We start from the raw sequence: 21,975 nt of genomic DNA on the forward strand, positions 1-21,975 counted from the left end.
GCATGACGTTCACATACTTCCTGGAGCTGCTGATCAACGGCGCCCTGACGGGGCTGATGTACAGCCTGGTGGCCCTGGGCATCGTGCTCATCTACAAGTCGGCGGGCGTGCCCAACCTCGCCCAGGGGGCCATGGTGATGCTGGCCGCCTACCTGGCCTGGATGTTCACGACCATGATGGGCATCCCGCTGTACGTCTCCATCGCGCTGTCCGTGGTCGCCATGTTCCTGTTCGGGCTGCTCGCCGAGCGCGTTCTGCTGCGCCGCATGGTCGGGCAGCCGATCATCATGATCGTCATGCTGACCCTGGGCCTGGAGATCTTCCTGCGTGGGCTGGCGCCGGGCGTCCTCGGCTCCTCGCCCAAGTCCCTGGAGCTCGGCATCGGGCTCGCGCCGCTGATCGTCGGCGACATCTTCATCAACCGTGCCTACCTGGTGGGCGCCATCGTCGCCCTGGTGCTCATCGGGCTGTCGCTGCTGTTTTTCCGCACGCACCTGGGCACCAAGCTGCGCGCGGTCTCCGACGACCACATCTCCAGCTGGTCCGTGGGCATCTCCGTGGAGCGCGCCATCGGCATCTCCTGGGGCCTGGCCGGCATCTCGGCGGTGGCGGCCGGCGTGCTCTGGGGCTCGGTACAGGGCGTCGACTGGACGCTGTCGTCGCTGCTGTTCCCGGCCATCGCCGTGGTCATCCTCGGCGGCCTGGACAGCATCTGGGGCGTGCTCGTGGGCGGGCTCATCGTCGGCATCCTCGGCAGTGTCATCCCCGGCGTCCTGGACCCCATCGTCGGCGGCGGCACCCGGAACGTGGTCACCTCCCTGGTGATCCTGCTAACCATACTTGTCCGGCCGCACGGCATCTTCGGCCGTGAAGACATCGAGAGGGTCTGACCGCCATGTTCTATCGTCTCTCCGGCGTACACCACACGCGCTACCAGTCGGCACGACAGCTCTGGCCCATCCCCGCCGACCGGCGCATCGTCTGGGGCCTGCTGGCGCTGGCACTACTGGGCCCGTTGATCCTGTCGGACCTGTACCTGAGCAGCTACGCCCTGCCCTGGCTGGTGTGGACCGCCGCCGCCCTCTCGCTGACGCTGCTCATGGGCGTCGCCGGGCAGCTGCATTTCGGCTTCGCCGCCGTCATGGCCATCGGCGCCTACACCAGCATCCACATCGTGCGCGCCGGCTGGCCGTTCGAGATCGCGCTCATCGGCGCCGGGCTCACTACGGCGGTGATCGGCTGCGTATTCGGTGCCGCCGCGCTGCGGGTCAAGGGGCTGTACCTGGTCATGGCCACGCTGGCCATGCAGTACCTGGTGGACTGGGTCATCATCAACGTGCCGGCCATCTCCGGCGGCGCCCAGGCAACGCTGCAGACCCCCGACGTGCGCTTCCTGTTCGTGCCCCTGGAGAGCGACATCTCCCTGTACTACGGGGCGCTGCTGTGGACGGTGATCGTCACGGTGTTCGTGCTCAACATCAAGCGCACCAGCTTCGGCCGCGCCCTGGTGGCCGTGCGCGACAAGGACTACGCGGCCTCGATCATCGGCGTGAACAGCTTCAAGTACAAGCTGCTGGCGTTCTTCACCAGCTCGTTCCTGGGCGGCGTCAGCGGGGCGATCCTGGCGTTCTGCTACTATCAGGCGGTCACGCCGGAGCAGTTCGGCTTCAACGTATCCATCCAGCTGGTGGCCATGGTGCTCGTCGGCGGCCTGGGCAGCGTCGTCGGCGCCTACCTGGGAGCCGGTTTCGTGCTCCTGGCGCCGATCTTCCTGACCAACTTCGTGGCCTTCCTGTCGAACCAGGGCCTGCTGGACGTATCGACCAACCTGCTGTCGCACATCCCGCTGATGGCGTACGGCGCACTGATCATCGGCTTCCTGCTGTTCGAGCCACTGGGGCTCGCGAAGATCTACGACAACATCAGGAACTACTTCCTGGTCTGGCCGTTCCGGCACTCCCGGAGCTGACCCGGCGGGAAGACAACAACGACCTAGGAGGAGACACCATGAAACGGTTCATCAAGGGCCTTACCGGTGCAGTTGCCACGGCGGCACTCGCCACCACCGGCGCAGTGCAGGCGCAGGAGGACGACACCATCACCTTCGGCCTGCTGCAGGACTTTACGGCGGTCTACACGTTCCTCACGAATGAGTACAACCAGGGCCAGCAGGACTACCTGACGCTGATCAACCAGGAAGGCGGCATCGACGGCCACACCTTCGAGGCCATCGTCCGGGACCACGGCAACGAGCCGCAGCGGGGCCTGGAGGCGTACAACCGGGCGCGCGAGGAAGGCGCCGTGCTCATGGACTTCCTGAGCACGCCGGTCTCCCGGGCAGTCGTCCCGCGCGTGCTGGAGGACGAGGTGGTGCTGATCACGCCGCTGCACGGCCGGGGTGACGCCAGCGACGGCGAGACCTTCCCCTACGTCTTCCCGATGATGGCCACCTACTGGTCCCAGGCCGCGGTGCTGGCCAACTACATCGAGGAGCACGAGGGCGGGCTCGAGGGCAAGCGCATCGCCCACGTCTACATCGACTCGCCCTTCGGCCGCGAGCCGGTGCCGATCCTGGAGGAGCTGGCCGAGCGCAAGGGCTTCGAGCTGGAGACCTTCGCCTACCCGAGCCCGGGTAACGAGCAGTCCTCCACCTGGTCGGAAGTACGCCGGTTCCGTCCGGACTTCGTGACCATCTGGGGCGCCGGCGGCGGCCAGCCGGTGTCGGTGCAGACGGCGATCCGCAACGGCATCTCCCCGGATCAGATCCTGTCCGTGGTCTGGATGGCGGAGACCGACGCCCGCCAGATCGGCGAGCAGGCCGCCGAGGGCCTGAAGCGCTTCGAGGCCGTGGCCACCGGCACGGACCACCCGATCATCCAGCGCATTCAGGACAAGGTCATCGACGAGGGCCTGGGTGCCGGCGATGCCGAGAACGTGGGCACCACGTACTACAACATCGGTGTGGCCACCATGGCGGTGTCCGTCGAGGCCGCGCGCCTGGCGCTGGAGGAGTACGGTGCACCGCTGACCGGCGAGAAGCTCCGCGACGGTTTCCACATGATCGAGGACTATGACGCCGAGGGCATGATGCCGCCGCTGACGTTCTCCGAGGAGGACCACCAGGGCGGCGGCTACGGCCGCGTCAGCGAGTGGAACGGCGAGGAATGGGAGCCGGTGACCGACTGGTTCGCCGCCTACCAGGACATCGTCTGGGAGGAAATCGAGGAAAGCGCCGCCGGGTTTCGCGAGGGCAACTAAGGCGACCGCACGCCCACCGGCCGCCAGGGGGCGGCCGGTGGGCCCTTTCGGCAGGTAACGGGAGCGCATCCATGGAAGCGCAGGCAGCACAGGGCGCGAGCGCGCCGGCCACCGAGCCGGTACTGACCCTGAGCAATGTGGAAGTGGTCTACGACAACGTCTTTCTCGCCATCAAGGGGGTCTCCCTGGAGGTCGGCGAGGGCCAGATGGTCGCCCTGCTCGGCGGCAACGGCGCCGGCAAGAGCACGACGCTGAAGACCGTCAGCGGCCTTCTCGCGCCGGAGCGCGGCGAGGTCACCCGGGGCGACGTCCATTTCATGGGCGAGAACCTGCTGCCGCTGGGCGCGTCGGCGCGGGTGGACCGCGGCCTGGTGCACGTGCTGGAGGGCCGCCGGATCTTCGGGCATCTCACGCCGGAGGACAATCTCCTGGCCGCCTTCTCGCTCAAGGGCGATCGCAGGCGGTACCAGCAGCTGCGCGACCAGGTATTCGACTACTTCCCGCGCCTGCGGGAACGGTCGCGGACCAAGGCCGGCTATCTCTCCGGCGGCGAGCAGCAGATGCTGGCCATCGGCCGCGCGCTGATGACCGAGCCGCGGCTGATCATGCTCGACGAGCCCAGTCTCGGCCTCGCCCCCGTGCTCGTCGAGGAGATCTTCGAGATCATCAAGGCGATCAACGCCAACGAGGGCATGAGCGTGCTGCTGGTGGAGCAGAACGCGGCGGCGGCGCTGGAGATCGCCGATCACGCCTACCTGGTGGAGAACGGCCACATCGTCATGAGCGGCGAGGCGGAAGTACTGCGCAGCAATCCGGACGTCCAGGAGTTCTACCTGGGCGGCAGCGGCAAGGTGGACTACCACAACGTCAAGCATTACCGGCGGCGCAAGCGCTGGCTCGCCTGACCGGAGAAGGAATGCTAACGTTTACGTAAAGGGAACTTTGCGATACAGGGCTGGGTTGATCATGGAAGCCGTTCGTCAGGTCGATAGCGCACCGATGTTCAGCATCGGGGAGCTCGCCCGCGAGTTCGACATTACTACGCGGACCATCCGCTACTACGAGGACCAGGGGCTGCTCGCACCCATCCGCGAGGGCCGGCGACGGCTCTACCGCCGCCGCGACCGCGCCCGGCTCAAGCTCATCCTCCGGGGCAAGCGCCTGGGCTTCACCCTCGGCGAGATCCGCGAGACCTTCGTGCTCTACGACCAGGCGCACGGCGAATCACGCCAGCTGCAGTACTACCTGGGCGTACTGGACGAGAAACGCGAACAGCTGCAGCAGCAGCGCCGGGACATCGATGATGCGCTCGCGGAGCTGGAGCAGTCGTACGCCCGCTGCCAGGAGCTGCTGAGCCGCCAGAACACCGACGGCGCGGGCTAGCCGGCCCGCGCACGACAGCAACATTCATCGGGACGAACCGCAGCGCCGGCTCGTCCGCCCCGCACAACAGCGACCGGCTGGGGAGAGATCCATGGTACAGATACCGACCCTCAATTTCGGCCTCGGCGAAGAGCTGGACATGCTGCGCGACTCCGTGGCGGGCTTCGCCGCGCGCGAGATCGCACCGCGCGCCGCCGAGATCGACGAGGCCAATGAGTTTCCCGCCGACCTGTGGCCCAAGCTCGGAGACATGGGCCTGCTCGGCATCACCGTCGAGGATACCTACGGCGGCGCGGGCATGGGCTATCTCGCACACATGATCGCCATGGAGGAGATCTCCCGGGCGTCCGCCTCCGTCGGGCTGTCCTACGGCGCCCACTCGAACCTGTGCGTCAACCAGATCCGCCTCAACGGCACCGAGGAGCAGCGCCGGAAGTACCTGCCGAAACTCGTCTCCGGCGAGAACGTGGGCGCGCTGGCCATGTCCGAGCCCGGCGCCGGCTCCGACGTGGTGTCGATGAAGCTGCGCGCCGAGCGCCAGGGCGATCATTTCGTGCTCAACGGCAACAAGATGTGGATCACCAACGGCCCCGAGGCCGACACCCTGGTGGTCTACGCCAAGACCGACCCGGAGGCCGGCAGCAAGGGCATCACCGCCTTTATCATCGAGAAGGGCATGCCCGGCTTCTCCACGGCGCAGAAGCTGGACAAGCTCGGCATGCGCGGCTCCAACACCTGCGAGCTGGTGTTCGAGGACTGCAAGGTGCCCGCAGAAAACATCATCGGGCGCGAGGGCGGCGGCGCGCGGGTGCTCATGAGCGGTCTGGACTACGAGCGCGCCGTCCTGGCGGCGGGGCCACTGGGCATCATGCAGGCCTGCCTGGACGTGGTGGTGCCCTACGTCCACGAGCGCAAGCAGTTCGGCGAGCCCATCGGTACCTTCCAGCTCATGCAGGGCAAGCTCGCCGACATGTACACCACGCTCAACGCCTGCCGCGCCTACGTCTATGCCGTGGGCGCGGCCTGCGACCGCGGCGAGACCGCCCGCAAGGACGCCGCCGGCGCCATTCTCTACGCCGCCGAGAAGGCGACCCAGGTGGCGCTGGAGGCGATCCAGGCCCTGGGCGGCAACGGCTATATCAACGAGTACCCCACCGGCCGGCTGCTGCGCGATGCCAAGCTCTACGAGATCGGCGCGGGCACCTCCGAGGTGCGGCGCATGCTCATCGGCCGCGAGCTGTTCGAACAGACGCAATAGGACGGTACAGGAAAGCCTGCAATGACGGTGCTGAAGACCCGAATCGACCCGCGCTCCGAGGAGTTCCGGGCCAACCGCGAGGCCATGGGCAGTCTGGTGGCGGACCTGCGCGAGCGCGTCGCCACCGCCAAGGAAGGCGGAGGTCCGGCGGCGCAGAAGCGCCACACCGACCGCGGCAAGCTGCTGCCCCGGGACCGCATCCGCGTGCTGCTGGACGTGGGCTCGCCCTTTCTCGAGCTCTCGCAGCTCGCCGCCACCGGCATGTACGACGACGAGGTGCCGTCGGCGGGCATCATCACGGGCATCGGCCGGGTGAGCGGGCGCGAGTGCATGATCGTGGCCAACGACGCCACGGTGAAGGGCGGCACCTACTACCCGGAGACCGTAAAGAAGCACCTGCGGGCCCAGGAGATCGCCGCGGAGAACCACCTGCCCTGCATCTACCTGGTGGACTCCGGCGGCGCCAACCTGCCCAACCAGGACAAGGTCTTCCCGGACCGGGACCATTTCGGCCGCATCTTCTACAACCAGGCCAACCTGTCGGCCCAGGGCATCCCGCAGGTGGCGGTGGTCATGGGCTCGTGCACGGCCGGGGGTGCGTATGTGCCCGCCATGTCCGACGAGAGCATCATCGTCAAGGAACAGGGCACCATCTTCCTGGGCGGCCCGCCGCTGGTGAAGGCGGCCACCGGCGAGGTGGTCACCGCCGAGGAGCTGGGCGGCGCCGACGTGCATTCGCGGGTGTCCGGGGTCACGGATCACTACGCGCTCAACGACGCCCACGCGCTGGGCATCGTGCGCCAGAGCGTGGATCACCTCAACGGCGGCAAGCAGGTGGACCTGGACGTACGCGAGCCGCGCCCGCCCCTGCACGACCCGGACGAGCTCCACGGCGCCATTCCCACGGACCTGCGCAAGCCCTTCGACGTCCGCGAGGTCATCGCGCGGGTGGTGGACGGCTCGGAGTTCGAGGAGTTCAAGCAGCTCTACGGCACCACCCTGGTCTGCGGCTTCGCGCGCATCTTCGGCTACCCGGTGGGCATCATCGCCAACAACGGCGTGCTGTTCTCGGAGTCCGCCCTCAAGGGCGCACACTTCGTCGAGCTGTGCAGCCAGCGGGGCATCCCGCTGGTGTTCCTGCAGAACATCACCGGCTTCATGGTGGGCAGCAAGTACGAGGCCGGCGGCATCGCCAAGGACGGCGCCAAGCTGGTCACCGCGGTGGCCTCCACCAGCGTGCCCAAGTTCACCGTGATCATCGGCGGCAGCTTCGGCGCGGGCAACTACGGCATGTGCGGGCGCGCCTACTCGCCGCGGTTCCTGTGGATGTGGCCCAACGCGCGCATCTCGGTAATGGGCGGCGACCAGGCCGCCAACGTCATGGCCCAGGTGCGCCGCGACGGCTTCGAGCGCAAGGGCGAGAGCTGGAGCGCCGAGGACGAGGAGGCGTTCAAGCAGCCCATCCGCGAGCAGTACGAGCACCAGGGGCACCCCTACTACGCCACCGCGCGGCTGTGGGACGACGGCGTCATCGACCCGGCGGACACGCGCATGGTGCTCGGCCTGGGCCTATCCACCAGCTTCAACGCGCCGGCGCGGCCCACGCGCTTCGGCGTGTTCCGCATGTAACGGAGGCCGACAGCAATGCAGGACGAGGCAGCCATCGTCGTGGAGCATGACGCCGGCGTGGCCACGGTCACCATGAACCGGCCCGACCGGCACAACGCCTTCGATGACACCCTGATCGCCGAGCTCACCGGCATTCTGCGGGACCTGGCGGCGGACGACGGCGTTCGCGTGGTCGTCCTCGCGGGCCGGGGCAAGAGCTTCTCGGCGGGCGCGGACCTCAACTGGATGCGGCGCATGGCCGGCTACACCCGGGAGCAGAACGAGGCCGACGCCCTGGCCCTGGCCGAGCTCATGGAGACGCTGGACGGCCTGGCCAAGCCCACCATTGCCCGGGTCCACGGCGCCGCTTTCGGCGGCGGCGTGGGCCTGGTGGCGTGCTGCGATATCGCCGTGGCGGCGGATGCGGCGACCTTCTGTCTCTCCGAGGTCAAGCTCGGCCTCATCCCGGCGGCCATCTCGCCGTACGTGGTCAAGGCCATGGGCGAGCAGCAGGCGCGCCGATACTTCGTGACGGCGGAGCGCTTCGACGCCGCCGAGGCCAGGCGCGTGGGGCTGATCCACGAGCACGTCCCGGCGGAGGGCCTGGACGAGCGCATCCACGAGTTCCTGCGGCAGATGCGCGGCAACGGCCCCGAGGCCATGGCCGCCTCCAAGGACCTCGCCCGGGCAGTGGGCCGCGCCCCCGTGGACGACACCATGATCCGCGACACGGCCCGGCGTATCGCCGCAATCCGCGTGGGCGCGGAAGGACAGGAAGGCATCAGCGCGTTCCTGGAGAAACGTAAACCGTCCTGGCTGGAGGGCTGACCACGGATGTTCGGGACCGTACTCATTGCCAACCGCGGCGAGATCGCCTGCCGCATCGCCCGTACGTGCCGCGCCCTGGGCGTGCGCACCGTGGCCGTGTACTCCGAGGCCGACGCCGACGCGGCCCACGTCCACGCCTGTGACGAGGCCTGGCCCGTGGGCCCGGCGCCGGCCCGCGAGAGCTACCTGAACACCGAGCGCATCCTCGAGGTCGCGCGGCGCAGCGGTGCCGAGGCGATCCACCCCGGCTACGGCTTTCTCTCGGAGAACGCCGAGTTCGCCGAGGCCTGTGCCGGCGCCGGGATCCGCTTCATCGGCCCGCCGGCCAGCGCCATCCGCGCCATGGGCTCCAAGAGCGCCGCCAAGACCATCATGGCCGAGGCGGGCGTACCCCTGGTGCCCGGCTACCACGGCGACGACCAGAGCCCCGAGCACCTGGAGAGCGTCGCCGCCGAGATCGGCTACCCGGTGCTCATCAAGGCTTCCGCCGGCGGCGGCGGCAAGGGCATGCGCCGCGTGGACGATCCCGCGGAGTTCCGCGAGGCCCTGGACGGCGCCCGCCGCGAGGCGCGCGGGAGCTTCGGCGACGATACCGTGCTGCTGGAGAAGTACCTGCTGCAGCCGCGCCACGTGGAAGTGCAGGTCTTCGCCGACGGCCACGGCAACGCGGTGCACCTGTTCGAGCGGGACTGCTCCGTCCAGCGGCGCCACCAGAAGGTCATCGAGGAGGCACCGGCACCGGGGCTCAGCGACGCCCACCGCCAGTCCATGGGCGAGAAGGCCGTGGCCGCCGCGCGGGCCATCGGCTACGAGGGCGCCGGCACGGTGGAGTTCATCATGGACGCCGAGGGGGCGTTCTTCTTCATGGAGATGAACACGCGCCTGCAGGTCGAGCACCCGGTCACCGAGATGATCACCGGCGAGGACCTGGTAGCCTGGCAGCTGCGGGTCGCCCACGGCGAGCCCCTGCCCCGGAGCCAGGAGGCGATCAGCCATACGGGCCATGCCTTCGAGGCGCGCATCTACGCCGAGGACCCGGACCGGGACTTCCTGCCGGCCATCGGCACCATCGCCCGCCTGCGCACCCCGGCCGAGGACGCCCACGTGCGCATCGACACGGGCATCCGCGAAGGCGACACCATCTCCGTGCACTACGATCCCATGATCGCCAAGCTGGTGGTCTGGGACAACGACCGGCCCGCCGCGCTGCGGCGCCTGTGCCGGGCGCTGGACGACTGGACGGTGGCGGGCACGGTGACCAATACCGAGTTCCTCGGCCGCGTGGCGGCCCATCCGGCGTTCGCCGCCGGCGGCGTCGACACCGGGTTCATCGAGACCTACCGCGACGATCTCTTCCCCGTGCCCGAGGCCCCTTCCGACCGCCTGCTCGCCGTGGCGGCGCTGTTCGAGCTCCTCGGCGTGGACCAGGCGGCCGCGGAGCGCGCACGCCAGTCCGGAGACCCCTGGTCGCCCTGGCACAGCACGGACGGCTGGCAGCCGAACAGCGACAATCACCACGTGCTGCATTTCCTCGACGGCGAGCGGGATCTCACGGTGGTGGCGCACTACCGCCGGGACTGTTTCCTCCTGGACCTGCCGGGCGGCACCATGCAGGCCAACGGCACGCTGCACGCGGACGGCTCCCTGCGGGTGGTCCTGGACGGCGTGCACCTGGACGCCCGCGCCCTGCAGACCGGGGAGCGCCTGCGCGTGGGCGTCAGCGGCGAGGAGCGCGAGCTGGTGGTCCACGACCCCCTGTCCGCGGGCATGGCCGAGGAGCTGCGCGAGGGCAGCCTGACCGCGCCCATGCCCGGTACCGTGCTGTCGGTGCTGGTCAGCGAGGGCGACCACGTGGAGGAAGGCGCCGCGCTGATGGTCCTGGAGGCGATGAAGATGGAGCACACCATCCGCGCGTTCACCGCCGGCCGCGTGGAGCACGTCAACTTCCGCCAGGGCGATCAGGTCTCCGAGGGCGCGGAGCTGCTGGCGATCGGCGCCGAAGAGTAACGGCCGCGGCCGCGGTACAAGCCGCCGCGGCGCGCAAGCACGGAGTTCGCACCCTATGAACTTTCCGGAGAAGGTACGCATCGTCGAAGTCGGCCCCCGGGACGGGCTCCAGAACGAGCCCGAAACGGTGGCCACGGAGACCAAGCTGGAGCTCATCCACCGCCTCGCCGACGCCGGCCTGCCCGCGGTGGAGGCCACCGCCTTCGTCTCGCCCAAGTGGGTTCCGCAGATGGCGGACCATGAAACGGTCCTGACGGGCATCCGGCGCCGCGCCGGGGTGGCCTACCCCGTGCTCACGCCCAACATGAAGGGTTTCGACGCCGCCGCGGCCGCCGGCGCCGAGGAGGTCGCCGTGTTCGGCGCGGCATCCGAGAGCTTCTCGAAGAAGAACATCAACTGCAGCATCGACGAGAGCCTGGAGCGTTTCCGCCCCGTCGCCGAAGCCGCGCGGGCCCGGGGCATCCGCGTGCGCGGGTATGTCTCCTGCGTGCTGGGCTGCCCCTACGAGGGGACCATTGAACCCGCAGCGGTCGCCCGGGTCGCCCGGGCGCTGCGGGAGATGGGCTGCTACGAGATCTCCCTGGGTGACACCATCGGTACGGGCACGCCGCTCAAGGCGCAGCGCATGATCGCCGCCGTGGCGGAGCAGGTACCCGTCGAGGCGCTGGCCGCCCATTTCCACGACACCTACGGCCAGGCCCTGGCCAACCTGTTCGCCGTCCTGGAGCTGGGCGTAGCCACGGTGGATGCCTCCGTCGCCGGCCTGGGCGGCTGCCCCTATGCCCGGGGCGCCTCCGGCAACGTCGCCACCGAGGACGTGGTGTACATGCTCGACGGCATGGGCATCGCCAGCGGCGTGGACCTGGACGCCGTCGCCGCCACGGGCCGCTGGATCTCCGCCGAGCTGGGCCGGGAGCCCGCCTCCAAGGTCGGCCGCGCCCTCGCCGCGGAATAGGCCACCTCCCCCTGCAGGCCCCCGCAGCGGCGTAGCGGCCGTAAGAGCGACGTCAGTCGCGACCGGCGCAGAGGATCCTGAACTTTGGAAAGTCGGGGCTGAAGCCCCTCCCACAGGATCTGTAGCGGGCTTCGCCGAAGCCGCGTAGGAGCGGCTTCAGCCGCGACCTTGCGGTGGCTCGGGTTCTCTGGAAGGTCGCGACTCATGTCGCTCCTACGGCCGCCTTGACGGCACACCGGCCAGCGCCCTCCGTTGTTGCTCCATGACGCCTCCTGACCGCATGGGCGTCGCAGGTCCGCAAGTGCCGTCCCCGGCGCACGCGCACACTGCCAGCGTCAACCCGGAGGTGCGTGATGTCCCTGAGTGTCTTTGACTTTTTCCGTATCGGCATCGGCCCGTCCAGCTCCCATACGGTCGGCCCCATGCGCGCCGCGCGGCTGTTCGTCGCCGGCCTGGACCGCGAGGGAGTGTTGCCCCGGGTGCACCGGGTCAAGGCGGAGCTGTTCGGTTCCCTGGGCGCCACCGGTCGCGGCCACGGCAGCGGCCCGGCCGTGCTCGCGGGGCTCGAAGGGGCCGATCCGGAGACCGTGCCCCCGGAGCACCTGCCGCGACGGTCCGCCGAGATCGATAGCGACCACCGGCTGGCGCTGGGCGGCTACCGCACGGTCTCCTTCCAGCCCGACCGGGACCTGGTCTTCCACGGCCGCCGCAGCCTGCCGGAACACCCCAACGGCCTGCGTTTCACCGCCTGGGACGAGCGCGGCGAGGCCCTGACAAGCCGGGACTACTATTCCGTGGGCGGCGGATTCCTGCGCGGCGAGGGCTCGGACGACGACGATGCCCCCGCCCCGCCCTGCCCGTTCACCACGGCCCGCGAGCTGCTGGCATGGTGCGAAGAGCGCCAGCAGCCCGTGAGCGACATCATGCGCGCCAACGAGGCGTGCCTGCGACCGGAAACCGAGACCCGGCAGGGCCTGCTGCGGGTGCGCGACGTCATGTGCGAGTGCGTCCGGCGCGGCTTCGAGCACGAGGGCGAGCTACCGGGCCCGCTCCGGGTCAAGCGCCGGGCGCCCGGGCTGTACCAGCGGCTCACCACCCAGGGCAGCATTGATCCGCTGTCGGCCATGGACTGGCTCGGCGCCTATGCCATTGCCGTGAACGAGGAGAATGCCTCCGGCGGCCGGGTGGTCACCGCGCCCACCAACGGTGCCGCCGGCATCGTGCCCGCGGTGCTGCACTACTACCTCTACCACACCGGAACGCCGGACGAGGAAGGCGTCGTCCGCTACCTGCTCACCGCCGGGGCCATCGGCATGATCATCAAGGCCGGAGCCTCCATCTCGGGCGCGGAAGCCGGCTGCCAGGGCGAGGTGGGCTCCGCCTGCGCCATGGCGGCGGCGGGCCTGACCGAGATTCTCGGCGGCACCCCGGCGCAGGTGGAGAACGCCGCCGAGATCGCCCTGGAGCACCACCTGGGCATGACCTGCGATCCCGTCGGCGGCCTGGTGCAGATCCCTTGCATCGAGCGCAACGCCGTGGGCAGCGTCAAGGCGGTGAACGCCTCCCGGCTCGCCCTCAGCGGCGACGGCGCCCATGTCGTGTCCCTGGACAAGGCGGTGCGCACCATGCGCGACACGGGCCGCGACATGAAGACCAAGTACAAGGAAACCTCCCGGGGCGGCCTCGCGGTGAACGTCATCGAGTGTTGAGGTGTGAAGTTGGCAGTTAAAGCGTAGGGCGTGCGGGATACGACGCAAGCCCTTCTGCCCGCCGCCGGCGAGTCGGGGCTGAAGCCCCTCCCACGGGCGTCGCGCCGGCGGCTGCAAGAGCGCGCCGTAGGAGCGACGTCAGTCGCGACTTTCCAGAGAATCTGATGCCCTGGAAAGTCGCGACTGACGTCGCTCCTACACGGCTCCGGGACCGCCTGGCGCAGCACCTGTGGGAGGGGCTTCAGCCCCGACTCGCCAGAATGCAGGATCGCTTTGCGCCGGTTGCGGCTGACGCCGCTCCTACGGTCCCGCGGGTCGCGCCAGCTCCCTAACCCAACGCCAGCACCACGAACATGGCCGGAACGGCGAGGAAATTGCTCAGCACCACAATGCTCGACGCCAGCGCCTCGTCGCCGCGCAGCTGGCGGGCGAGGACGTAGGACACCGAGGCCGTGGGGCACGCCAGCAGGATCAGCGCGATGCGCGTGTGGTCGTCGGACAGCCCCACTGCCCAGGCCAGCGCGAAGCCGATGAGAGGCACGGCGGCCACCTTCATGCCGGCACCCGCCAGCGCCCGGCCCAGGCTGCCCTGGATCCGCGTGGTGTAGAGGGTCCCGCCGATGCAGATCAGCGCCAGCGGCAGCGCCATCTGGCCGATCGCCGAGATGGTGTTGCCCGCCACCTCCGGCAGCGGAATACCCGCCAGCGCCACCAGCAGCCCGCCCAGCGACGCGACCAGGATCGGATTGGTGACCAGGCCGTAGAGGGCCGGACGCACGAGTCCGTGCCCGGAGCCGCCGCCCGATAGGACCAGCACCACCACGGCCAGCACGTTGTAGAGGACCACCAGCGGCCCGAACACCAGCAGCGCGCTGGTCTCGGCGCTGCCGGCGGAGTCCGGGAACGCGTACAGCACCACCGGCAGGCCGATGAAGGCGAGATTGCCCCGGAACACGCCCTGCATGAAGGTACCGTAGGCGCGCCCGGGCAACCCCAGGGCCAGCCCGACCAGGCCGGCAACACCGATGGCGAGCACCGTGGCGAGGCCGCACACCAGCAGCAGCCCGGTGACGCCGCCGACATCGGGCTGCGCCGTACTCACCCGGTAGAACAGCAGGCAGGGCACTCCCACCCAGTAGCACAGCCGGTTCAGCTCGGCCAGGGCCTGCCCGGGCAGAAAGCCGGTACGCGCCAGGGCCCATCCCAGCAGGATGACCAGGAACACCGGCGCCAGAATGTTGACAATCGCTAGCAGGGTCCACTCTCCGGTTGCGGGCCGGTCGCCACTCGACGGGCAGCGGCGGGCGACGGCAAAGCTTCCGGGTCATTGCGCGCTGCGTCAAGCCGGCGCCGGGAACATCCGGTACATGCCTCACGCCGGTGATGGGTGTATCATGCAGGAGACAACCCGAAAGAACCGATACAAATTATATTTTTGTATCACAAACAAACCATAGTCGGGATATTAGTGTCCTGTAACCCAACTTCGTTGCATTTTGAGCGTCTGTGCGGCGCCAGGGCGAGGCGCGGCTCGCAGGCAATGGCCGTCACCCTTGGCAAGAGGCGCAACGAAGCCCTGGCACCGCACAGACGCTCCCGCAGGGCCTGCCTCTGGGCCGCTGAGGCGGCGTTGCCGGCCCTCGCCGTAGGGCGCGCTACGCCTTCGGGCCGACGGCCTTGCCTCAGCGGCCCAGAGGTCAGGCAAAATCCAACGAACTTGGGTTACAGGACACTAGCCCCATGAGCCGAAAAACCCCGCTCGCGATCGCGCTCAGCGATGACGAACCGTCCAGCCGCCCGACGCCGGTCACCGCCTTCTACCAGGCACGCAAGTGGTGGCTGCAGGGCCGCCGCCTCAATCTCTCCGCCCTGGCCGAGGAGCTCGGCATCGGGCGCGCCACCCTCATGCGCTGGGTGGGCAACAAGGAGCTCCTGCTGGGCGAGATCCTCTGGTCGCTGTACTCCCAGGTCCTGAGCAACGCCCGGGAACGGGCCGACGCCGTGCCGGGCCTGGAGGGCGTCGAGTATCTCGCCCGGATCTACGAGGAGGTCAACGGCGAGATCATGAGCGCCGATGCGCTCCATCAGTTCCTCCGCCACGATCCGCAGTTCGCCCTGCGGGTGCTCACTTCCAACGTCAGCGGCCTCCAGGGCCGGCTCGTGGACGCCTGGCGCGCCCTGCTGGACGAACAGGTGGCGCGGGGCACCATCGAGCCGCAGATGGATACCGAGGACCTGGCCTTCTTCGTGGTGCGCATCGGTGAAGGCGCCATCTACAGCGATATCATCTGCGGCCGGGAGCCGGCCCGCGAGCCCGCCACCAAGGCCTTCCGCCTGTTGCTGAGCAGCCCCAGGCCATAGCGGCTCCCGGCGATCGCCGCGCCGGGAGACGTTACAGCGTGCCCTAGGCCGGCTCCGGCGCGGGCCGCTGCGGTACCGCCTGCCGCTGCCGGAACCGCTTCAGCCACTGGTCGCGCCGCTCCCGGGCCTGCCCGGCGCTCGCCTCCTTGACATGGCCGAAGCCGCGGATGTCCCCGTACAACCGGGCCAGGGCGACGGCAGCCTCGTGGTTGTCGCCGCGCAGGCCGTCCACGAGCTCCTCGCACAGCGCCTCGAACTCCCGCAGCAGGGTCCGCTCCAGGCGGCGATCGGCGCTGTAGGCGAACGGATCCATCCACCTGCCCCGCAGGCCCTTCATGCGGGCCAGCAACCGCAGCGCCGGCAGGATCCAGGGACCGAACGCATGCTTGCGCGGCTCGCCCGTGTGCGGATCGCGTCGCGCGAGCAGGGGCGGTGCGAGATGGATCCGCAGACGGTAGCCGGCGGTGAACGTCCGCTCCAGCTCCCGCGCGAACGCGCCGTCGGTGTACAGGCGCGCCACCTCGTACTCGTCCTTGGCGGCCAGCAGACGGAAGTACGAGAACGCCACCGCCCGCACCAGCTCCTCGGACTCCGGCGCCGCCCGTTGCTCGGCGGCGCGGACGCGCTCGAGCAGGCGCATGTACCGGTCGGCGTACGCCTCGTCCTGGTAGGCCACCAGGTCCGCGCGCCGCCGCTCGATCCAGGCGGCCAGATCGGTGGGCGTGCCCTCCTCCGCCGTGTCGTCGCCACGCACCAGGGTCTCGACCCGCTCGGGGTTCCGGGCCGCATGGCGCCCCCAGAAGAACGCCTGGCGGTTGGCCTCCACGGCGGTGCCGTTGAGCGCGATGGCCTGATCGATCGCCTCGGCCGAAACAGGCACCAGGCCCTGCTGGTACGCCGCGCCCAGCAGGAACAGGTTCATGGCCGTGGAGTCGCCGAACAGCCCCTCCGTCAGCGCCGCTGCATCCAGGGCCAGGCATGCCCCGTCCCGGGCGTTGTCGCGGATGCGCTGGAGCATCTCCGCCTGGGGGAAGGCCATGTCCGGGTTGCGGATGAACTCCGCCGGCATCACCCCGTGGGTGTTCACCACGGCGGCGGAGCGCTCCGGGGACAGCCGGGCGATGCTGTCCTGCCCGGAGGCCACGACCAGGTCGCAGCCGAGCAGCAGGTCCGCCTCGCCCGCCGGGATCTTCGGCCCGTGAACCGCCTCCGGCGAGGTACCGACGCGCACGTGGCTGGTCACCGCGCCGTACTTCTGGGCGAGCCCGGTCATGTCGAGCACGGCGACGCCCCTGCCGTCCAGATGGGCCGCCATGCCCAGCAGGGCGGCGACCGTCACCACCCCGGTACCGCCGACACCGGTGATGACCATGCCGTACGGCCGGTCCAGAGCCGGCTTCGCCGGCTCGTCCAGGGGCGGCAGGACGCTGGTATCGGCGGCGCCCTCGGGGCGCCGCAGATCGGCGCCGTGGACCGTGACGAAGCTGGGGCAGAAGCCGTCGACGCAGGAGAAGTCCTTGTTGCACTGGCCCTGGTCGATGGCCCGCTTGCGGCCCAGCTCCGTCTCCAGCGGCACCACCGACAGGCAGTTGGACTTGGCGTTGCAGTCGCCGCAACCCTCGCACACCCGGCTGTTGATGAACGCGCGCTTGGCCGGGTCGGGCATGGTGCCGCGCTTGCGCTGGCGGCGCTTCTCGGCGGCACAGGTCTGATCGTAGATGAGCGCCGACACGCCGCCGATCTCGCGCAGCTCCCGCTGCACGCCGTCCAGCTCCCGGCGGTCGTGGACGCTGGTGCCCGGTGCCAGGTCGGTGGCGCCGGTGTACTTCTCCGGCTCGTCGCTGACCACCACGATGCGCTGCACGCCTTCGGCGGCCAGCTGGCGGGTGACCTGGGGCACGCTCAGGGGGCCGTCCACGTGCTGGCCCCCGGTCATGGCCACGGCGTCGTTGTAGAGGATCTTGTAGGTGATGTTGACGCCGCCGGCGACAGCGGCCCGTACCGCGAGCAGGCCCGAGTGATAGTAGGTGCCGTCACCGATGTTGGCGAAGATGTGCTGGGTCTCGGTGAACGGCGCCTGGCCGATCCAGGGGACTCCTTCGCCGCCCATGTGGGTGAACGTCTCGGTGCTGCGGTCCATCCAGTGGGCCATGTAGTGGCAGCCGATCCCGGCGGTGGCGCGGCTGCCCTCGGGGACTCGCGTGGAGGTGTTGTGCGGGCACCCGGAGCAGAAATGCGGCAGGCGCTCCACCAGCGGACGGCTCGCCGCCAGGGCGGCGTCCTGCTCGTCCAGGAAGCGCAGGCGCCGCTCCATCACCTCGGTGGTATGGTAGGGCCGGATCCGCGCGGCGATGACACGGGCCACCTGGCCGGAATGCAGCTCGCCCTCCGAGGGCAGCAGCCATTCCCCCTGCTCGTCGTACTTGCCGACGATCCGGGGACGCGCCGCCTGCGTATGGTTGTAGAGCTGCTCCCGCAGCTGCGGCTCGATGAGCGGACGCTTCTCCTCCACCACCAGGATCTCGTCCAGGCCCTCGGCGAAGCGCGCCGCTCCCTCGGGCTCCAGGGGCCAGGGCATGCCTACCTTGTACACGCGCAGGCCGATGGCGGCGGCCGCCGCCGCATCGATGCCCAGGTCCTCCAGCGCCTGGCAGAGATCCAGGTAGGCCTTGCCGGTGGTGACGATGCCCAGCCGCGGACGCGGGCTGTCCAGGGTGATGCGGTCGATGCCGTTGACCCGGGCGAAAGCGCGCACCGCGTTGAGCTTGTAGCGATGCAGCCGCGCCTCCTGCTCCAGGGGGCGATCCGGCCAGCGAATGCCGAGCCCGTCCGGCGGCATCCGGAAATCGTCCGGCAGCTGGATGACCGGGCGCCCGGGGTCGACGTGCACCGACGCCGAGGCATCCGCCGTATCGGCCACCACGATCAGTCCCACCCAGCAGCCGCTGTAGCGCGACATGGCCCAGCCGTACAGGCCCATGTCCAGGAGATCCTGGACATCCGCCGGATGCAGCACCGGCATCTGCAGGTCCATGAACGCGAATTCCGACTGGCTGGGCAGCGTGGAGGACTTGCAGCCGTGGTCGTCGCCGGCCACCGCCAGCACGCCGCCCAGGGGCGCCGTACCCGCCGCGTTGGCATGGCGGAAGACGTCCCCGCTGCGGTCCACGCCCGGGGCCTTGCCGTACCACATGCCGAACACGCCGTCGTAGCGCGCGCCGGGCCACAACCCCACCTGCTGGCTGCCCCACACGGAGGTGGCCGCCAGGTCCTCGTTGACTCCCGGCTGGAACCGGATGGCCTGCGGCTCCAGGAACGCCTGCGCGTCCCATAGGGCCTTGTCCAGACCCCCCAGGGGCGAGCCGCGATACCCCGAGATGAAGCCGGCGGTGTGATGGCCCGCCCGGGCGTCGCGCCGGGCCTGCATCAGGGGAAGGCGAACCAGGGCCTGGATGCCGTTGAGATAGATGCGCCCCGTCTCCAGGGCATACTTGTCTTCCAGATGTACGTCAGCAAGCGCCATGAGGGGATCTCCCTTTGCGGACCCGGTCAGCGGGCACCCGCGCCCGCCGCCGGAGATCCGGCTGACTGCCCAACGTGTCCTCCCGGTGGGTACCGGGAGCCGTACCGTCGCAGGCGGCCGGGCCTTTTGGGCCCGGCTCGCCTGTGCCGACAATCCACGGGCAGGATCAGGGAGTCAATGCGCGCTGCAACATGGCGGCGCGGCAGGCCCGTCACCTACCGACGATGCGCCCAGCCGGTGATGTGGCTCTCCATCCACGCGAACACCTGGTACATCACCATGGCCATGACGCTGATGGTGATCAGTCCCGCGAACACCAGCGGCATGCGCATCTGCGAGCCGGCCGACATCATGAGATAGCCGATACCCTGGTTCGAGGCCACCGTCTCGGAGACCACCGTGCCCACGAACGCCAGGGTGATGGCCACCTTCAGCGAGGCGAAGAAGTACGGCATGGAACGCGGCAGGCCCACCTTCAGCAGCACATCCAGGCGCCGCGCACCCAGCACCCGCAGCACGTCCTCCATTTCCGGCTCCAGCGTCGCCAGGCCGGTGGCCACGTTGACCACGATGGGGAAGAAGCAGATCAGGAATGCGGTGATGATGGCGGGCACCGTGCCGATGCCGAACCAGACGACGAGGATCGGCACGAAGGCCACCTTGGGGATGGCGTTGAACGCCACCAGCAGCGGGTAGCACGCCCGGTACATCAGCGGCGAGGAACCGACGACGATGCCCAGTCCCAGGCCCACGGCCACCCCGATGAGGAAGCCGATCACCGTGGTCCAGAAGGTCTGCCAGGCATGCAGTCCCACCGGCTCGTAGTAATTGACCAGCGCATTGGCGGTGTCGATGACGCCCGGGAAGACGTACTGCGGCACGCCCAGCAGGCGCACCACGCCCTCCCAGACCACCAGCAGAATGATCACGGCGGCCCACGGGGCAATGCGCATTTTCGCGTTGGTGGATAGCGGCTTCATTCCGTACGGCCCTCCCGGATGGCGCCGATGCGGCCGCGCAGGTCGTGAATCAGATCCGTGAACGCGGGCGTGTAGGTCAGCTCCAGGTCGCGGGGGCGCGCAAAGTCCACGTGGCGCTGCTCCAGAATGCGGCCGGGGCGCGCGCTCATCACGTAGATGGTGTCGGCCAGGTACGCCGCCTCGCGGAGATCATGGGTGACCAGTACCACGGTAAAGCGGTTGGCTTCCCACAGCTCGCTGAGCACGCCCCAGAGCTCTTCCCGGGTGAACGCGTCCAGCGCCCCGAACGGCTCGTCCAGCATCAGCAGCTCGGGATCGTGGATCAAGGCCCGACAGATGGAGGCCCGCTGCTGCATGCCGCCGGAGAGCTGCCACGGGTAGCTGTCCGCGTAGGCGCCCAGACCCACCGTTTCCAGCAGGCGCATGGCCTTGTCGCGGTAGGCCTGGCGCTCCTTGCGCAGGCGCTTGCGGTGCGGCTGGACGATCTCCAGGGGCAGCATGACGTTGTCCAGGGTCGTGCGCCACGGCAGCAGCGTCGCGTTCTGGAAGGCCATGCCCGTGATCTTCAGCGGCCCGACAACGCGCTGGCCGTCCACGCGCACGGTCCCTTCCGTGGGGCCGTGGAGGCCCGTGCAGAGCTTCATGAACGTGGACTTGCCGCAGCCGCTCGGTCCGACGAACGCCACGAACTCGCCCTGGTGGATGGTCAGGTTGATGTCCTCGATGGCATTGCCGGAGTCGTCATAGGCAAGGCTGACCTGGTCGAATTCAACGAACGGCCGCCCCGACGCCGCCCGCGGGGCGGCGTCGGGGGCGGCCTGGTTGGCCACGGTTGCTGTCGTCATCGTTTCTCCGTGCTCGCCGGTCACTCAGGGAAGACCATGCGCATTTCCTGATCGGGCAGGAACTCCCGGGTGAAGACCTCGTCGGCGGTCGGCACGTTGTCCTCGAGATCGAAGGCGTCCGCGACCTGGTCGATGCTCGCCGACAGCCGGTCCATGTCCACGTCACCGACGCCGTTCTCGCGGGTGAAATCCGTGGCGATGGAGCCGTCGATGGCGAGCTTCAGCCGCTCCAGCTCCACTTCCCGGTCGATGAGCTGGTCGCGCTGGTAGACGTACTCCACGGCGCTCTCGGGATCCGCCAGGGTGTCATCCAGCGCCCGCGTGAAGGCGCGCAGGAAGCCCGATACGGCCTCCGGATGCTCTTCCAGGAACGCGTCCCGGGCGACGATGACATTGCCGTAGAGCTCCACGCCGTACTCGGGGAACGGCATGATCACCAGGTCCTCACGGCTGACGCCGCGGCTCTTGAGGTTCAGCAGGCTGGTGAAGTAGAAGCCGGAGATGGCGTCCACGTCGCCGCTGACCAGCAACTGCTCCCGCAGGGTGGGATCCACCGAGTCCCAGGACACGGCGTCCGGGTCGAGCCCGTTGGCCCGGGCGAACAGCGGCCATGCCCGGCGGCCGGTGTCGAACGACGGCGCACCGAGGGTCTTGCCCGCCAGGTCGGCCGGCGTCTCGATGCCGCTGTCCTCCATGGCGAAGATCGCTGCCGGCGAGCCGTCGTAGACCACGTAGACGGCCGTGACGCCGGGGGCATCCGGGTTGTTCGCCAGGAACTCGATCAGGGCGTTCATGTCACCGAAGCCCATGTCATAGGTGCCGGACGCGACCCGGTTGATGGTCTGGGCGGAGCCGCTGCCCGAGTCGACGGTGACGTCCAGGCCCTCGTCCTCGTAGTAGCCTTTCTGGTTGGCCATGAGGAACGGTGCCGACGGCCCCTCGAAGCGCCAGTCGAGCTGGAAGTCGATGCTGGTCTGTGCCGAAGCCGTGCCCGAAATCAGGCCGGCCAGGGCGGCCGCGGCGGCGATGCGCGCGGTCATGCTGCTGATTCTGCTCATTATTGGTCTCCTTGGTTCATTCTGCTGTGTGCCTTGAGGCTACACGTTGCCGGGGCAGTTCTCATCACTGCCGAATCGGAAGATCCTTCCCGGGACCTGTTTACACTCTCGGCAATCTCTGCCTCCGAGTACTGAGCAGACCGCTAGAAGCGGTACTGCATGCCGGCGCCGACGGTCTCGCCGCGCGGGTCGACGCCGTCGA

Annotated in this window: 17 protein-coding genes; 12 read left to right on the plus strand and 5 right to left on the minus strand. The window is 69.2% G+C overall.

Annotated elements, in window-relative coordinates:
- Positions 1–2 precede the first annotated feature (2 nt).
- The 11 genes from QWY84_RS13980 to QWY84_RS14030 all read left to right on the plus strand — a co-directional run bounded on the left by QWY84_RS13980 (position 3) and on the right by QWY84_RS14030 (position 13,006).
- Entirely contained in the window at positions 3–890 is an 888-nt protein-coding gene (locus QWY84_RS13980) for a branched-chain amino acid ABC transporter permease (protein WP_290203350.1), read from the plus strand.
- A gap of 5 nt (positions 891–895) precedes the next feature.
- On the plus strand, positions 896–1,969 hold the full coding sequence (locus QWY84_RS13985; RefSeq protein WP_290203352.1) for a branched-chain amino acid ABC transporter permease: 1,074 nt from the start codon (positions 896–898) through the stop codon (positions 1,967–1,969).
- A gap of 38 nt (positions 1,970–2,007) precedes the next feature.
- Entirely contained in the window at positions 2,008–3,258 is a 1,251-nt protein-coding gene (locus QWY84_RS13990; protein WP_290203354.1) for an ABC transporter substrate-binding protein, read from the plus strand.
- A 71-nt stretch (positions 3,259–3,329) separates the two neighbouring features.
- Positions 3,330–4,163 (plus strand): ABC transporter ATP-binding protein, encoded by an 834-nt coding sequence (locus tag QWY84_RS13995; protein ID WP_290203356.1) that lies wholly within the window; start codon positions 3,330–3,332, stop codon positions 4,161–4,163.
- Between the two features lie 61 nt (positions 4,164–4,224).
- Positions 4,225–4,641 (plus strand): MerR family transcriptional regulator, encoded by a 417-nt coding sequence (locus tag QWY84_RS14000; RefSeq protein WP_290203357.1) that lies wholly within the window; start codon positions 4,225–4,227, stop codon positions 4,639–4,641.
- A gap of 91 nt (positions 4,642–4,732) precedes the next feature.
- Positions 4,733–5,899, plus strand: a complete 1,167-nt coding sequence (locus tag QWY84_RS14005) for an isovaleryl-CoA dehydrogenase (protein WP_290203359.1) — start codon at positions 4,733–4,735, stop codon at positions 5,897–5,899.
- A 21-nt stretch (positions 5,900–5,920) separates the two neighbouring features.
- A complete protein-coding gene (locus tag QWY84_RS14010) occupies positions 5,921–7,528 on the plus strand; it encodes a carboxyl transferase domain-containing protein (RefSeq protein WP_290203361.1) in 1,608 nt (535 codons plus the stop codon).
- A gap of 15 nt (positions 7,529–7,543) precedes the next feature.
- Positions 7,544–8,335, plus strand: a complete 792-nt coding sequence (locus QWY84_RS14015; RefSeq protein WP_290203363.1) for an enoyl-CoA hydratase/isomerase family protein — start codon at positions 7,544–7,546, stop codon at positions 8,333–8,335.
- A gap of 6 nt (positions 8,336–8,341) precedes the next feature.
- A complete protein-coding gene (locus QWY84_RS14020; protein WP_290203364.1) occupies positions 8,342–10,342 on the plus strand; it encodes an acetyl/propionyl/methylcrotonyl-CoA carboxylase subunit alpha in 2,001 nt (666 codons plus the stop codon).
- 55 nt (positions 10,343–10,397) lie between these two features.
- Positions 10,398–11,297, plus strand: coding sequence for a hydroxymethylglutaryl-CoA lyase (locus QWY84_RS14025; protein WP_290203365.1), 900 nt, complete (start codon positions 10,398–10,400; stop codon positions 11,295–11,297).
- A gap of 353 nt (positions 11,298–11,650) precedes the next feature.
- Positions 11,651–13,006 (plus strand): L-serine ammonia-lyase, encoded by a 1,356-nt coding sequence (locus tag QWY84_RS14030; protein WP_290203367.1) that lies wholly within the window; start codon positions 11,651–11,653, stop codon positions 13,004–13,006.
- 328 nt (positions 13,007–13,334) lie between these two features.
- On the opposite strand, the gene QWY84_RS14035 is transcribed toward QWY84_RS14030, so the two are convergent.
- Positions 13,335–14,261 (minus strand): AEC family transporter, encoded by a 927-nt coding sequence (locus QWY84_RS14035; protein WP_353959898.1) that lies wholly within the window; start codon positions 14,259–14,261, stop codon positions 13,335–13,337.
- A 485-nt stretch (positions 14,262–14,746) separates the two neighbouring features.
- On the opposite strand from QWY84_RS14035, the gene QWY84_RS14040 reads away from it, so the two are divergent.
- The gene (locus QWY84_RS14040) at positions 14,747–15,367 is read left to right on the plus strand and encodes a QsdR family transcriptional regulator (RefSeq protein ID WP_290203369.1); all 621 of its coding nucleotides are present in this window, start codon (positions 14,747–14,749) and stop codon (positions 15,365–15,367) included.
- A 43-nt stretch (positions 15,368–15,410) separates the two neighbouring features.
- Here the strand turns inward: QWY84_RS14040 and QWY84_RS14045 are convergent, their stop codons facing one another.
- The 4 genes from QWY84_RS14045 to QWY84_RS14060 form a co-directional block, all read right to left on the minus strand.
- The gene (locus QWY84_RS14045; RefSeq protein ID WP_290203371.1) at positions 15,411–18,890 is read right to left on the minus strand and encodes an indolepyruvate ferredoxin oxidoreductase family protein; all 3,480 of its coding nucleotides are present in this window, start codon (positions 18,888–18,890) and stop codon (positions 15,411–15,413) included.
- Positions 18,891–19,105: 215 nt separating this feature from the next.
- Positions 19,106–19,870 carry an ABC transporter permease gene (locus tag QWY84_RS14050; protein WP_290203373.1) on the minus strand — a complete coding sequence of 255 codons (765 nt, stop codon included), beginning with the start codon at positions 19,868–19,870 and terminating at the stop codon, positions 19,106–19,108.
- Positions 19,867–20,715, minus strand: a complete 849-nt coding sequence (locus QWY84_RS14055) for an ABC transporter ATP-binding protein (RefSeq protein WP_290203376.1) — start codon at positions 20,713–20,715, stop codon at positions 19,867–19,869. Before QWY84_RS14055 ends, QWY84_RS14050 begins: the two co-directional genes overlap by 4 nt.
- A gap of 20 nt (positions 20,716–20,735) precedes the next feature.
- On the minus strand, positions 20,736–21,773 hold the full coding sequence (locus QWY84_RS14060; RefSeq protein ID WP_290203379.1) for an ABC transporter substrate-binding protein: 1,038 nt from the start codon (positions 21,771–21,773) through the stop codon (positions 20,736–20,738).
- Positions 21,774–21,975 lie beyond the last annotated feature (202 nt).

Source organism: Aquisalimonas lutea (genome assembly GCF_030409225.1).
Classification (GTDB): Bacteria; Pseudomonadota; Gammaproteobacteria; order Nitrococcales; family Aquisalimonadaceae; genus Aquisalimonas; species Aquisalimonas lutea.

Bases quoted from the DNA above. Each gene is read 5' to 3' on its own strand.
- QWY84_RS14005 (WP_290203359.1), top strand. From the start codon at position 4,733: ATGGTACAGATACCGACCCTCAATTTCGGCCTCGGCGAAGAGCTGGAC.
- QWY84_RS13990 (WP_290203354.1), top strand. From the start codon at position 2,008: ATGAAACGGTTCATCAAGGGCCTTACCGGTGCAGTTGCCACGGCGGCA.
- QWY84_RS14015 (WP_290203363.1), top strand. From the start codon at position 7,544: ATGCAGGACGAGGCAGCCATCGTCGTGGAGCATGACGCCGGCGTGGCC.
- QWY84_RS14025 (WP_290203365.1), top strand. From the start codon at position 10,398: ATGAACTTTCCGGAGAAGGTACGCATCGTCGAAGTCGGCCCCCGGGAC.
- QWY84_RS14020 (WP_290203364.1), top strand. From the start codon at position 8,342: ATGTTCGGGACCGTACTCATTGCCAACCGCGGCGAGATCGCCTGCCGC.
- QWY84_RS14030 (WP_290203367.1), top strand. From the start codon at position 11,651: ATGTCCCTGAGTGTCTTTGACTTTTTCCGTATCGGCATCGGCCCGTCC.
- QWY84_RS14040 (WP_290203369.1), top strand. From the start codon at position 14,747: ATGAGCCGAAAAACCCCGCTCGCGATCGCGCTCAGCGATGACGAACCG.
- QWY84_RS14045 (WP_290203371.1), bottom strand. From the start codon at position 18,890: ATGGCGCTTGCTGACGTACATCTGGAAGACAAGTATGCCCTGGAGACG.
- QWY84_RS14050 (WP_290203373.1), bottom strand. From the start codon at position 19,870: ATGAAGCCGCTATCCACCAACGCGAAAATGCGCATTGCCCCGTGGGCC.
- QWY84_RS14055 (WP_290203376.1), bottom strand. From the start codon at position 20,715: ATGACGACAGCAACCGTGGCCAACCAGGCCGCCCCCGACGCCGCCCCG.
- QWY84_RS13985 (WP_290203352.1), top strand. From the start codon at position 896: ATGTTCTATCGTCTCTCCGGCGTACACCACACGCGCTACCAGTCGGCA.
- QWY84_RS14010 (WP_290203361.1), top strand. From the start codon at position 5,921: ATGACGGTGCTGAAGACCCGAATCGACCCGCGCTCCGAGGAGTTCCGG.
- QWY84_RS14000 (WP_290203357.1), top strand. From the start codon at position 4,225: ATGGAAGCCGTTCGTCAGGTCGATAGCGCACCGATGTTCAGCATCGGG.
- QWY84_RS13995 (WP_290203356.1), top strand. From the start codon at position 3,330: ATGGAAGCGCAGGCAGCACAGGGCGCGAGCGCGCCGGCCACCGAGCCG.
- QWY84_RS14060 (WP_290203379.1), bottom strand. From the start codon at position 21,773: ATGAGCAGAATCAGCAGCATGACCGCGCGCATCGCCGCCGCGGCCGCC.
- QWY84_RS13980 (WP_290203350.1), top strand. From the start codon at position 3: ATGACGTTCACATACTTCCTGGAGCTGCTGATCAACGGCGCCCTGACG.